The 13,407-nt window shown below is 55.2% G+C and carries 13 protein-coding genes; 11 read left to right on the forward strand and 2 right to left on the reverse strand.

Annotated elements, in window-relative coordinates; translation table 11 throughout:
- Positions 1-766 (forward strand): hypothetical protein (locus DSM3645_RS27325; protein ID WP_002655920.1); only part of this gene is annotated, 766 nt, incomplete at its 5' end.
- Positions 767-1,044: 278 nt separating this feature from the next.
- On the opposite strand, the gene DSM3645_RS27330 is transcribed toward DSM3645_RS27325, so the two are convergent.
- Together DSM3645_RS27330 and DSM3645_RS27335 are read right to left on the reverse strand one after the other, a co-directional pair.
- Positions 1,045-1,503, reverse strand: a complete 459-nt coding sequence (locus tag DSM3645_RS27330) for a hypothetical protein (protein ID WP_040353054.1) — start codon at positions 1,501-1,503, stop codon at positions 1,045-1,047.
- Positions 1,493-2,392, reverse strand: coding sequence for a DUF1559 domain-containing protein (locus DSM3645_RS27335; protein ID WP_002655922.1), 900 nt, complete (start codon positions 2,390-2,392; stop codon positions 1,493-1,495). Before DSM3645_RS27335 ends, DSM3645_RS27330 begins: the two co-directional genes overlap by 11 nt.
- Positions 2,393-2,652: 260 nt before the next feature.
- On the opposite strand from DSM3645_RS27335, the gene hemP reads away from it, so the two are divergent.
- From hemP to DSM3645_RS27395, 10 genes are all read left to right on the forward strand, one after another.
- Positions 2,653-2,865 (forward strand): hemin uptake protein HemP, encoded by a 213-nt coding sequence (gene hemP / locus DSM3645_RS27340; RefSeq protein WP_002655923.1) that lies wholly within the window; start codon positions 2,653-2,655, stop codon positions 2,863-2,865.
- A 720-nt stretch (positions 2,866-3,585) separates the two neighbouring features.
- Positions 3,586-4,599 (forward strand): DUF1559 domain-containing protein, encoded by a 1,014-nt coding sequence (locus DSM3645_RS27345; RefSeq protein WP_040353055.1) that lies wholly within the window; start codon positions 3,586-3,588, stop codon positions 4,597-4,599.
- 126 nt (positions 4,600-4,725) lie between these two features.
- Positions 4,726-5,121, forward strand: coding sequence for a hypothetical protein (locus DSM3645_RS27350; protein ID WP_040353056.1), 396 nt, complete (start codon positions 4,726-4,728; stop codon positions 5,119-5,121).
- A 517-nt stretch (positions 5,122-5,638) separates the two neighbouring features.
- On the forward strand, positions 5,639-5,971 hold the full coding sequence (locus DSM3645_RS27355) for a hypothetical protein (protein ID WP_050769519.1): 333 nt from the start codon (positions 5,639-5,641) through the stop codon (positions 5,969-5,971).
- Between the two features lie 147 nt (positions 5,972-6,118).
- Positions 6,119-7,036, forward strand: coding sequence for a DUF1559 domain-containing protein (locus DSM3645_RS27360; RefSeq protein ID WP_040353452.1), 918 nt, complete (start codon positions 6,119-6,121; stop codon positions 7,034-7,036).
- A gap of 134 nt (positions 7,037-7,170) precedes the next feature.
- Complete coding sequence (locus DSM3645_RS27365) at positions 7,171-7,731, forward strand: sigma-70 family RNA polymerase sigma factor (protein WP_040353058.1); 561 nt, start codon at positions 7,171-7,173, stop codon at positions 7,729-7,731.
- Positions 7,732-7,838: 107 nt separating this feature from the next.
- A complete protein-coding gene (locus tag DSM3645_RS27370; RefSeq protein ID WP_002655929.1) occupies positions 7,839-8,327 on the forward strand; it encodes a transposase in 489 nt (162 codons plus the stop codon).
- A gap of 46 nt (positions 8,328-8,373) precedes the next feature.
- Positions 8,374-10,056, forward strand: a complete 1,683-nt coding sequence (locus DSM3645_RS29120) for a serine/threonine-protein kinase (protein WP_081445034.1) — start codon at positions 8,374-8,376, stop codon at positions 10,054-10,056.
- Positions 10,057-10,265: 209 nt separating this feature from the next.
- Positions 10,266-11,528 carry a glucose-1-phosphate adenylyltransferase gene (glgC, locus tag DSM3645_RS27380; protein ID WP_002655931.1) on the forward strand — a complete coding sequence of 421 codons (1,263 nt, stop codon included), beginning with the start codon at positions 10,266-10,268 and terminating at the stop codon, positions 11,526-11,528.
- A 1,042-nt stretch (positions 11,529-12,570) separates the two neighbouring features.
- Positions 12,571-13,338 carry a hypothetical protein gene (locus tag DSM3645_RS27395; RefSeq protein WP_131282869.1) on the forward strand — a complete coding sequence of 256 codons (768 nt, stop codon included), beginning with the start codon at positions 12,571-12,573 and terminating at the stop codon, positions 13,336-13,338.
- Positions 13,339-13,407 lie beyond the last annotated feature (69 nt).

The following is a 13,407-nucleotide window of genomic DNA, read 5'->3' on the forward strand; positions in this document are numbered from 1 at the left end:
AGTAACAAGCATTGTTTGTGTTTTATTGCTGAGGATCGTCTCCTCAGTTCATGCTCAGGCAATATTGCCACTTCAGCGAATTGATACGAATGACCAGACTTCATCTGCTTATGCCCTCGTATTTGCGGACGATGGTGATGAAAATCACACCGATCAAGATGCCGACGAAGACTTGGCGCACTCAACGCAAGTCATCAATCTGGCAGGGGCCAATTGTACGGCAACAGCTCAGGCTTGGAATTCCGTTCCCAGTGGAAATTCCGATTTCGTTCCTGAAATTGACATAACCAACTCAGGGAGCTTGTACACATCGGGGCCAGCGCAAATCATAGAATATTCAACTGGTTCAGTTGGATATGGCAAGTACAAGGTGCTGGCGAATCCTGCCGTGGAAGACACCGGCGGGACCATGGTTTCGCATATTTATGTTGTGTTGAATGGTGGAGGAACGTTTAATCGTGTTTCCGCAACCTATAGGGCCAGTGTAGGTTCGTCTTGGATAGAGATAACCGGAAATGCTTTTGTAGGCTTTCACCTTGAGGGTGTGCTTTCAAATGCAGGAGGATCGCCGATTGTACTCGATGAAATGTTCTACACGGCCGGAATCAATGAAATGTTCATCGCGACGGAATATGTAAGCGTTGACGACGAAGTCGAGATGAAGGCGTCGGGATATCTTGGTGGTCAAGGAGCATCGCCGCCGTTTGATGTTGGTGGAAGTGAAATGCGGGGGCTAAGTCTTACAGTCTCGGCTTCAATCCAATAGACGATGGTAGTTTTTAGAGTGATCCTTACCGATTCATTTGAAGGCGGTAAGGATCATTTTCTTTTTTTGCGCCGCTGCAATAGCGACGGACTGCTAACAGGTGTCGAGGGCCTCGCCAGAAATTTGCATCGAATAGAGGCCGCGTCAGAGGCGGGAGCTCGCGTGGGGCATTGCAAGTTTCAGTCGAAGGCAGTGGCGTTGAAGAAAAAGCCGCCGCGGCGCTGCCCGAAGGCTACGTCGCGACGACTGCTGCTAGGAGTCGTTATTGCGTCGCCGGGTTAGCGGCGACGTTTGGAGCTGAGTTCAAATTTGAACTCGTTGGGGCCGTCGGCGGTGACGTCGGCGGTCAAGATGCTCCGCTGATTGTAGATCGGAGGGACAATGACGCGATGTGCTCTTTTTCGCCCTTCCGCGACCCAGCGAGCAATTGCTTCTTCATCGTCATCGGCCAAGCCTCCGTCGTCGGTCGACTTGATTTCAATGCGATGATTTCCAACGACGGGAGCATATTCTCCCGTGACCGAAAATTTGCCGTTGACTACTTTCGCAAACGATTTCGGACCTGTCGTACCATTGGTTGGGACAAAATAGACGATTCCCTCAGTCAATGGTTCGCCGTCCATTGTTACGGTGCCACTTGCATCAGCGTGATCAAAAAGATCGCCAGCGTTGCCGCATCCCATCGAAAGCAAGGTCACGAATGCGACGAAGCTGAAACGATAGAGTTTAGTATTCACCGACGACCTCCCCGCCGCTGCGCGTAGCCAGCGTATTCAACGTGTCGCTATCGATCGTCTCGGCGACAAAATGAACCGATCCGTCGACGAAAGTGAACTGTGTGCCTCCTGGATGTTCACTACGAAACGATTGCTTCCAGTTCGAGTCAAATATCTCATCACCAGCTTTGTCTTTCGGGTTGTAGGCGAATTCAGTCGTGAATCCCGTTGACGTTGTGTAAGGGTTACCCCAGTATGTGAACGAATATCGTGACGAACCATCACAATCGCCTGAAGTGAACTTGTAGTCGGGAAGGTTGTAGGCCGATTCGCCGACCATGAGTGTGCTGCTCGTGCCGTCGGTAATGTCACGAAATCCGGTCTTCGGGGTCGTGCTCTCCGTATAAACGATCGCTCCATTAATCGTCGGGAGTGGATCGCCATAATGCGAATAGTACTGGTTGTAGTTGACCGAACCAACGCAAATGGCGTAATTGCCTGGCGCTCGCCCGTTATCGGCGTCGCAACTAGGGACCTCGCGGTGCTCAGGGGAGGATGGGCAGAGATATGCTTCGATTTTCTGTCCGGTTACCGCGACATTGTAGGGATCCGAATTATCAAGTGTGAAATCGTACTGATCATAAGCGTTGCCTTGTTCCATGAACGCGAGAATCGCTGTGAAAAAGCTGCCGCCACTCGTGATGCTATTGCAGTTCGCGTTAGGGAATTGCTTGTAAGTGTCATGATAATTGTGCGTCGCCAGCCCCATCTGCTTCAGATTATTGCTACACGACATCCGCCGCGCCGCTTCGCGGGCTTGTTGCACGGCCGGCAACAACAGGGCGATCAACACCCCGATAATCGCGATTACTACCAACAACTCGACTAACGTAAAGCCTCGACGACGCATGGTCGGCTCTCCTTTTTGATTTCGCCCGGATAGGCAACAGGGGGGATTTCGCAACGCGAAATGGTTGGCGACCGTGTGGGCTGGCAGGAGAGCTGGCGAACGGTTGACGGATATTTGCGAGAAAACTCGCGGGAACGCGTTGCAAGTAAAACTGAGATCGAGTATCAATATCGATGTAAGAAGTTTAGCCGCCGGTGGGCGGCGTTGTCAACGACCGACGAAAAAAACTTCCCCCTGCGAATTTTCAACACTGATTGCCTATGTCCAGCGACGAATCGCAACGCCCCGAAGATGAAGCAACCTTTCCTGCGATGCAGGCCGCGCCCAGCGATTCTGCGGCGGCTGGTCCTCAGTCAAGAATCGTTGACTCGAACGAATTGATGGACGGAAACAGCGAGATCTTGATCTCACACAAAGGCGCCTTCTACCGACTCCGTGAGACCCGCAGCGGCAAGCTGATCTTGCAAAAGTAGTCTGTTCCGCGGCTCGTACTCCGTGAGCTGTGACTTCGCTGCAATGGGGCGGCGCCGCTCTTACTTTCTTGATGATTCGTCGGTTCCCCGGCATCTACCTGCGACGTTCTCCGCACTCGCTATCGTGAAAACAAGTCGCTGCAGACTGGTTACATCGCGGCCGCGATCTTGCGGCAGATAAACCACCAATATCGGACGAGGCCTTTTGGGCAATTCGTGCGTCGACTGAACGACCGAATGAATCGCGACCCCTTTGGGGGTGATGCCTTGGTCCAGAAGTGGCTTATTGGTAAGCGGGAAGCCGAAAATAAGAGAAAAGTAATCAAAAAACAGCAAAACGTGGACAAATTTCGATTATTGTTCCGATCTGGATGCGTATGATTAGGAAGCGAGAGTAGCTTTGTCACCCGATTAGCGGATTAAAAATGCATGTTAATTATTGTTAGAGGCATTTAAAATTTCGTTGCTATTCTGGGGGGGTATTACCAGACTTGACGTGGGATTTTCCTGCGGATTGAATGGTAAAGCGAGATTTTGGTAACAAAGTGTATTTTTGTGCGGCGTTTGCTCAACGTTTTTGTGTCAAAGCGAAGCTTGGAAGCCCTCCTTGTCTAGGCGCTTCCTGAATATCCCGACCGCCGATTCCGGCGTCGCTGTCATTCGATTTCTTTTCAATACATCACATCCTGTTCTTCCATCTCTGTGGAAAGGTACGCCCTTATGTTTTCCTTTCGTAAACGTGTTCAGCGAGGTTTTACCCTCGTGGAATTGCTGGTTGTCATTGCGATCATCGGCGTCTTGATTGCGTTATTGTTGCCGGCGGTACAGCAGGCGCGTGAAGCGGCTCGGCGCATGCAATGCACCAACAATCTCAAGCAGATCGGCTTGGCGCTGCACAATCACCATGACACTTACAAGCGTTTTCCGCCGGGCGGAGCCCAGGATCAACCGCCGTTTGGCGCCGACGCAAAGGACAGCACCAACTGGGGAAGCAGTTGGATGGTCTACATCTTGCCGTTTGTCGAAGAAGGCGCGATCTATGACAAATGGCAATTCAACGGTTCGTCGGGCGTCTTCAATACCAACAATAGAAGCGTCGTCAGCGGCAATACGATGGAGAAGTACTGCTGTCCTTCGTCGCCGCTTCCCGACTTCTGCACTCAGATCTCGACGCAGGCGTCAGTCAACTATGTCGGCGTCAGCGGCGCCGATAACGGTTTGATCAGCGGCTATACCGAATCGCGGGTGATTCATGCTCCGCGAGGCGGCAAAATGAGCGCCAGCGGATTGCTATATCCCAACAGCAAGACGCGTTTTGCGGACATGGCCGATGGCACTAGCAACACGCTCGCCGTCAGCGAACATAGCAATTTTCTGACGAACTCTAGCGGAACCAAGTTGGACTATCGCGCCAGTCAAGTCTGGGGTTGGGCGATTGGAGTGAAGAGCTCCGACTCACCTCCTGATATGACGCTCAACAGCGACAATCGCTCGATGAACATGACGACGATTCGCTATACGATCAATAAGACGAAGGGCTGGTCGGACGATGAATCGGGAACCGGCGTCGGCAACGATGGAGCCGCCAACATCCCGCTTAACTCAACTCATCCCGGCGGCGTCAGTGCGCTTTTGGGAGATGGCTCGGTTCGCTTTATCGCCGAAACCATTCCGCTCGATACGCTGGCCCGACTCGCAACGCGCGATGATGGTCAAGTCATCGGCGACTACTAATTGGCGCGCCGACTTTCACGTAGCAGCAGCGAGCGGCGGCGCCGCTTGCTTGCTCACGCCATGGTCGGCTAGCCGAAGAACATCGGGTCTAGTCCGTTCTTCACACCCAGTCTGAGAATTACCGCTATGTCTATTCGCATTGGAATGATGATCCTCGCCGTCTGTGCGGCGTTCGCTATTGGTTGCACTCCTACCAATTCTGAACCGAGTCGCGTTGAAGTCAGCGGTGTTGTCACCATTGACGGCCAACCGTTGCCCACAGGCCTCATTCATTTCAAGACGGTGTCCGAAGGCGCGATCGATAGCATGGAGATCGTCGAAGGAAAATTCGCTGGTCAGGCCGAACCCGGCAAGCGTCGCGTCGAGATCACCGCCTATCGCGCCGCTTCGGGCGGAACGCCTGGAATGGGTGGTGGTGAAGTGAACTATGTCCCGGCCAAATACAACGCCGAAAGCAAGCTGACCGCTGACGTCAGCAGCGAAGGTTTGAATGAGTTTCGGTTCGAAGTCACCTCGAAATAGCAGTTGTGGTTTCTGCTTAAGCGCCCTGCTGATCTCCACAGTCCCAGTAGCTCTCTTGTGACGCGAGAACTCGAGAGGCTTCTTCTTCGGGATTGGTCTGCGACAGTTTAAAAGGCGCTCGATGCGTCTGAGAAAGCTGCGGTTCTTCTGGAGGGTGCAGCCGTGCCTAGTCACGGGGGTTTGTGTGCGAAGAACCAGAAATTACAGGATATTTGCGCAAAATCAGAGCTCAAAAGAGGATTCTGCGACACCTTCCTAAGGGCGAATGCGTAAGATCACCTATAGGAATAGTTTTAAATTCTCCAGGCTGTGGACGTATTCCCCGCGGAGAAGGTGATTAAAGATCGCGATTTTTACCATGTCAGGCCTCATGAACGTTGTAAGGAATGATCTCCCCCGGTCGCATCGCTGTCGCTGGGGTGTCGCTTTATTTTGTTGCTTTACGGCAATAAATCTCGCGATCTCCGTAGGGTGCAGTCCAGAAACGGATCCTATCGGCCGCCAAAAAGTGACCGGTGTGGTCACGCTGGACGGAGCTCCGATCGTGGACGGGGCGATTCGTTTTGAGCCGGCCAATGGAGAAGCGGTCCGAACCGCTGGGGGAGCGCCGATTTCCGCTGGCCTGTACGAGATTCCGGTCAAGCAAGGTCTTGCTCCAGGAAAGTACCGCGTCTTCATTACCGGTACCCAGTCGGCGGCGGATCAGCGATCCGTTGACGAGCAGATGAACCAGCCAGCTCCTTTGCGTAAAGACGCGGTGCCTGCAAAGTACAACGAGAAAAGTTCGCTGACGATTGAGGTGACCCCGACAGGGCCCAATCAGCACGACTTTACGCTCTCCAAGAAATAAGATGCCGCCGCGATCCCTTTGACAGCGACTCAAGCAACCGCGCTTTGGAGCCGCAACAAGCGAAAGTCCGCGCCCTTTTCAGGCTGGCGGTTTTCGGGGATCCCCTTTTTCATTCGTCTTACGTCCTACATTTACAAAGGGTCTTTTATGTCATCGCCCCGACCAGTTATCCGGCGAGGTTTCACCTTGGTTGAACTTCTCGTCGTCATCGCGATTATTGGAGTCTTGATCGCGTTGTTGTTGCCGGCTGTGCAACAAGCCCGCGAAGCGGCTCGTCGCATTCAGTGCAGCGGCAATCTGAAGCAGCTGGGCTTGGCGATGCACAACTATCACGATGTCAATCGCTCGCTGCCGATTGGGTACTACGGCGATCAAACCGGCGATGGTTGGATCAAAGGATTGCTCCCTTATCTCGAACAAAACGCCATGGCCGATATTTGGCTGGAGGACAAGAACTACAACGACGGCAGCACCAACGAGACCGTCGTTTGCAACACGCGCCTCAGCATTTTGACCTGCCCTAGCGATACGCCTGCTTCGTGGTACCACACGATTCCGCAATACAACTATGCGGTGAACTTGGGGAATACTTCGACCTTTCGATCTTCTCCGCTTAACGGCGTTACGTTCGCCAAAGGTCCGTTCCACAACGAAAACGACCACACGATGCCTTCGACCAAGCCCTGCATTACGTATGGTCTGCGAGACATCACCGATGGAACCAGCAACACGCTGATGATGATGGAAGTACGTCAAGGAATGGAGAAGACGGATCTGCGCGGCCTTACCTGGTGGGGACCAGGCAGCGGCGTCAGCGCCCACTACGGGCCAAACTCGACTTCGCCCGACGTGTTGAGCAGCGGCTTTTGCGTCACCAATCCGCTGCAAGGGATGCCTTGTACGGGAACGGGCGCCACGCTCTTCTCGTCGCGCAGTCAGCACCCCGGCGGCGCGCAAGCGGTGATGTGTGACGCTTCGGTTCAATTCTATCCCGAAACGATTGATGTCGCCGCGTGGCGTTCGATGGGAACGATGCAAAATGGCGAAGTCGTCATCAGTCCCTAGGAGGGCTTGATCGCTTGAAAACAGCAAAGCCGTTGTCGATTTCGACAGCGGCTTTTTCGTGTCCATTTCTCCAGGTTCGGCGGCGTGCTAAGCTATGCATAGCCTTGTTGTCCGCCTTGCCAGGAGTTCGCCGCGTGAGCGATGACACCATTTTGCTATTGGCCGCGTTGTCGCGCGGTGAATCCGGCGCCGCCGAGAAGCTGTTGCCGTTGGTCTACAGTGAATTGAAGGGAATCGCCGGGCGGCAAATGCAGCGTGAACGGGCCGATCACACGCTGCAGCCGACCGCGCTTGTGCATGAGGCCTATCTGAAGCTGATCGACCAAAGCCGCGTTCAATGGCAAGGCCGCACTCACTTTTGCGCCATCGCCGCCAACATCATGCGGCGCATCCTGGTCGACCACGCGCGCGGTCGCAACGCCGCCAAGCGGGGCGCCGGCGCCCAGAAGATCGCCATCGACGAAAATCTGACGCCCGACGCGCCGTCGCGCGAAGTCGACCTTGTCGCTTTGGATGACGCGCTCGAGCGCTTGGCCGAGCTCAATCCGCGGCATGCGCGGATTGTCGAACTGCGCTACTTCGGCGGTCTCACCGTTGAAGAAACTGCCGCCACGCTCGAGATCTCGGCGTCCACCGTCAAAAACGACTGGCGCGCCGCGAAAGCTTGGCTGCTCACGCAGTTGGAGGATCTGTAGAAACACTAGCCCGCGGCGCGAGCCGAAGGAATGCGTGTTCTACTCCAACAGGGTTGCTATATTGCCAATGACGCCGTCCAATCGCGAAACGGATCATTGGAGCAACTATGCATCCCGATCGTCCCAACGAAACGCCGCTTCCTGAGCCGCTAGCCTATTTTTTGACATGGACGACCTATGGCAGTTGGCTTCCCGGGGATCCAAGAGGCTGGGTCCAACAATGCGCTGGTGTTCAATCGCCCGACGAAATGCGCCAACGTGCGGCGTTGCGTGTGATGAAAGAGAAGGAAGTTCGTCTGGACTTAGTACAACGCAGCATTGTCGAACAAGCGATCCGCGATCACAGTCAATTTCGAGGTTGGACGCTGTTCGCCGTCAATTGTCGTTCGAATCACGTCCATGTAGTGGTCTGGGCGCCGCAGCATCCGAGAGAAGTCCTAAGGCAGTTGAAATATTGGGCGACTCGCCGATTGAATGAAGCGGGACCATCGAGAAATACATGGTGGTCGGAAAGAGGAAGCGGCCGTTATCTCAATAGTGATGCGTCGAGAGACGCTGCTACTATTTATGTTCGAGATGCGCAAGATCGAAAATGATGGCGTCCGTATTCCTTCGGCTCGCGCCTCGGGCTAGTGTTTCGTTATGCCGAAGGAATGCGTGTTCTACTCCAACAGGGTTGCTATATTGCCGATGACGCCGGAAGACTATCAACAAGCGTGCGACGCATTTGACCATGCGAGCCAACTGTCGCCTGCTGAACGCAGCGGTTGGTTGGCCGCGCACTTTGCCGATCGCGCTGACTTGCGACAGCAGGTCGCCGCGATGCTCTCCCAAGCTGACGATAGCCGGCTCGATCACTCTCCGCTGGATGCGGTGTTGACGCCGGATAGCCCGACGATCGGTTGGGATACCGTTACTGCGGTTCCCTTGTCGGCCGACAAAATTCAGGTCACCGGTTATGAGATCGAAGCCGAGATCGCGCGCGGCGGGATGGGCGTGGTCTATCGCGCTCGACAGCAGAACCCCAGCCGGACGGTCGCGCTCAAAATGATCCTCGCGGGGCAGTTCGCTTCGACCGACGAAGTCGCTCGGTTTCGGATCGAAGCGGAAGCGGCCGCCAACTTGACGCATCCCGGCATTGTGCCGATCTACGAAGTCGGCAGTCACGACGGTCGGCATTATTTCTCGATGGGCTATGTCGCTGGTCAAAGTTTGGCGGCGGCGCTGAAGACCCGCTCGTTCGCGCCTGACGAAGCGGCCGATTTGGTGCGACAGATCGCCGAAGCGATTCAACACGCGCATCAACACGGCGTGATTCACCGCGACTTAAAGCCGTCGAACGTATTGTTGGATGAGCAGGGGCGCCCTCAGGTGACCGACTTCGGCTTGGCCAAACGGATCGGCGACGACACCGACCTGACCTGCACCGGACAGATCATGGGAAGCCCCGGTTATATGGCGCCTGAGCAAGCGTCAGGCCGCGTTCATCAAGTTGGCGCCGCGACCGACGTCTATGGTTTGGGGGCGATCCTCTATGCGCTGCTGACCGGCAAGCCGCCGTTTGAAAGCGACAACTTGCTCGATGCGATTGATCTCGTTTGTTCGTCCGATGTCACGCCGCCGCGCAAGCACAATCGTCAGATCCCGCGCAAGCTGGAGACGATCTGCTTGAAGTGTTTGCACAAGACGCCGAGCGCACGCTATCACACCGCAGGCGAATTGGCCGCCGACTTGCACGCCTATCTCAATAACGAGCCGATTCAGGCGCGACCTTTATCTCTGCTCGAGCGAATCGTCTTTTGGGCGCGGCGTCGTCCTGGGCTGGCGATCACTTGGGCGGCGATGTTGCTGTTTTACGCCTATCACTTGTTTTGCGTCTGGGTCGTGCGGGATCCCGTATCGTCGGCGCCGCTGTTTCAGGTGATCTCGATTGCAACGGCTTTGGGTTACGCGATCGGCGCCTGGTTCTTTCAGCGGATGTACGAAAAGCCGCGCCGCCGCAGCGCCGCGATCTATTTGTGGATGTCGATGAACGTGGTGCTGTTGACGATGTTGTTATTTTCGGCCAACGGCGCAGCGAGTCCCCTCGTGCTTGGATATGTGCTGTTAGTGGCTGCAAGCGGGGCGCTCTATCAAACGGGCCTCGTCGGTTACGTCACCGCGATCTCGCTGATCGGCTATTACATCCATGTTTTCTTCTCGCTCGTGTTCCCCAAAGGGCCGCCGTTCGACATCCACTGGACGATCTGTCTATCGCTCACCATTGTGTTGTTGGGGATGATTCAGTATTTCGTGGTGCGCAAAATCCGCATGGCCAACGCATAAGCGGCGCTGGAAGCGGCGGCAAATCGCGTGGGCATAATCGGTATCTCCGGCGCGAAAGACGGCGCGTTCCGAAATCTGGAGAAACGCCGCTTTCATTTTCTGTTTTGCGATCTGGGCGGTGTCGATAAAATAAGCCGGAAGTCGCGACGGCGCACCCCATCTCCGCCCGGCTCCTCCTTCCATTGAATCTCGTTCAGGAGCGCCTCCCCATGCAAAACGTACTCTCCGTCATCCTCGCCGGCGGAAAAGGATCGCGATTGGAACCGCTGACGCGCGATCGCGCCAAGCCGGCCGTTCCTTTCGGCGGCGTCTATCGCATTATTGATTTTGCGCTCTCCAACTGTTTGAACAGTGGTCTGCGACATATTCAGTTGCTGACGCAGTACAAAGGTCAAAGTCTCGATCGGCACGCCAACACCGGCTGGCAACGTTATTTCTGCCGCGAGTTGGGTGAGTTTATTGATGTCATCCCGCCGCAACAGCGGATTGATGAGCAGTGGTATCAAGGAACCGCCGACGCGGTTTACCAAAACATCTACGCGATGGAGAAGCACCGCCCTGACTATGTGATGATCCTCGCCGGCGACCACATCTATAAGATGAACTACGCGTCGATGATCGATTATCACATCGAGAACGGCGCCGACGTGACGATCGGCGCGCTCCGTGTTTCGACCGAAGAAGCGAAATCGTTCGGCGTGATGCAGGTCGACGCCGATCAGCGGATCGTCGGCTTTGAAGAAAAGTCGCCGACGCCGAAAACGATTCCCGGCGATCCCGAGCATTGCCTGGCTTCGATGGGTATTTATGTCTTTAACGCTCACTTTTTGTTCGAGCAGCTTTGCCAAGACGCGACGCGTCGCGACAGCGCTCATGACTTCGGCAAAAACATTATTCCGTCGATCATCGACAAGCAGCGCGTCTTCGCCTTCCCGTTCCGGGACGAAAATCGGAAGCAAGACGCCTATTGGCGCGACGTAGGTACGCTGGACGCTTACTTTGAAGCGAACATGGACCTGATCACCGTTGATCCGCAGTTGAACTTGTACGATCAAGATTGGCCGCTACGAACCTATCAGCCGAACGTTCCCCCGCCGAAGTTTGTCTTCGCCGGCTCAGCCCAAGAAGGTCGTCGCGGTTGTGCGCTCGATAGCATCGTCTGCGGAGGCTCAATCATCTCCGGCGGTGAAGTCGAACGCAGCATCATCGGCGCCAACGTCCGGGTCAACAGCTTCGCGCATGTCGAAGACTCGATTTTGTTCGAGGGGGTCAATATCGGCCGCCATACGCGGATTCGCCGCGCGATCATCGACAAAGGGGTCCACATCCCGTCGGGAACCGAAATCGGTTTCGATCTCGAGATGGACCGCCGCCGCGGCTTCACGATCAGCTCAGGCGGAGTGGTCGTGATCGCCAAAGGAGACGCCGTCGAAAGCATGGTTCGCGCTGAACAAGAACAAGTCGTCGTTTAAGCGACCCTCACCACCAAATCCACCAGGGCGACGAACCCTCCCTCCTCGTCGCCAAAAAAGGAATAGGCGCGCAAGCGTCTATTCTTTTTTTGTTTCGAATCCGCAGCAAACCGCTTGGGGGAATGACTAATTGCTAAGGACGAATGTCTAAGGTCGAAGCAAATAGCCTCGCTCTTCATGCTTCCTTCGAAATTAGTCATTCAGCATCACTGGGACCGGACTCCTTTTTTTTCGAGCAGGACCATGGGACCGGACCGGACTCCTTTTTTTTCGTGCAGGACCATGGGACCGGACCGGACTCCTTTTTTTTCGTGCAGGACCATGGGACCGGACCGGACTCTTTTTTTCGTGCAGGACCGTGGGACCGGACCGGACTCTTTTTTTTCGAGCAGGACCATGGGACCGGACCGGACTCTTTTTTTTCGAGCAGGACCATGGGACCGGACCGGACTCTTTTTTTTCGTGCAGGACCGTGGGACCGGACCGGACTCCTTTTTTTCGAGCAGGACCGTGGGACCGGACCGGACTCCTTTATTTTCGTGCAGGACCATGGGACTGGACCGGACTCCGTTTTTATCTGGGACCACCGGACTGGCTGTTCAACCGAATGGGGAATCTCTCCTCACGGAACCCCCGCGCACAGGATCCCCGTCATCGTCCGACGATTCGGCCGATGTGCAAACGTGATTGGCTGGTGGAATCACAAAGGGTAACTGACCCCAATTCCGTGCGCTTTGTCAACCAACAATCTTTGCCCCGCATAGGGTGCGTCGAGAAGCACCAAGCACCTGCCCAAGCGGCGAGAAGTTGACTCGCGTGGCAACGCGATAGAGCCACGAATCGGCGTTCCCACGCGTCGCTCGATTTCGCGTTGGCTAGCAGCGCAACGTGCGACTTGACGCACGCTACTTCGAGCAATTTTCCCGCAACGCGCACTTCGTGTGGAGCGTTTTGCCTGTCATTATTTTCTCGGCAATTCTCTGCATCCATTGGTTGCTGGACACCGGCTGCGCGGTCCCCTAGATTCAAGAGTGCACGAACCGTGGAACGCTTCTCTTCGCTAGGTAAATCGATGAATGCTGCTGCGCTGATCCTTTGCGTCGTCATCGCCGGCGCTGATGCGCGGGAAACGATACCGACTGCCGCAAAGCTGTCGGAACTGCTGCTCCGCGGCGCAGAGAAATCCACAAGCGCCGATTGGGAAATCATCGACAACGGCGCGACCTTGGTCTACAGAACCAAGTTGGCAGGTGAGGAGCCGTGGAAAGTTGTCGCTCGACTTCGGGTCGTCCCTTGTCCCGAGCATCCCAATCTGATCCTCGCAGGCTACGTCGTTCCACCTTCCGAAGACAAGCGAATCGAAGGTTACGTCGGCCCCACAGGATTCTGCGGGTTGATCGATGTCGATCGCAATTTGGTGGCGCCGATCACGCAGACAACTTTGCATTGCTCTATCCAGGGCAAACCGCGTCTTGAATTGTCAAAGCAAATCGAGCAGTTGGGGCAATCCTACGCCGAATTGATCGCCGCCGATCCGAAAAAGTACGGCCTGAACGACTTTTCAGAAATCCTCAAACTGCAATTGATCGATCCCCGGCCGATCAAGACCACGTGTGAAATCATCGGCTTTCATTGGAACCAGGGTAGCTTTGACTATCGAATGTGGACCTTCGCCGAGGATCACCGTATGGGCGCGAGCTACACGTTCTCTCTGCGAGATCTGCTGGCCAGCGAATTGGCGATCCCGGCGAAGCAATACTTTGAGGAGAAGAAAAGCGGGAACGGGAAAGCGGAAAGCGGAGCTGAATAAGGTGGCTATGCGTTCGCTTGCTGAAAAGCAATCTAGTGCGGAAGCGGAGAGAATGAGACATGACGTGGC

Source organism: Blastopirellula marina DSM 3645, assembly GCF_000153105.1.
In the GTDB taxonomy this organism is placed as follows: Bacteria; Planctomycetota; Planctomycetia; order Pirellulales; family Pirellulaceae; genus Blastopirellula; species Blastopirellula marina.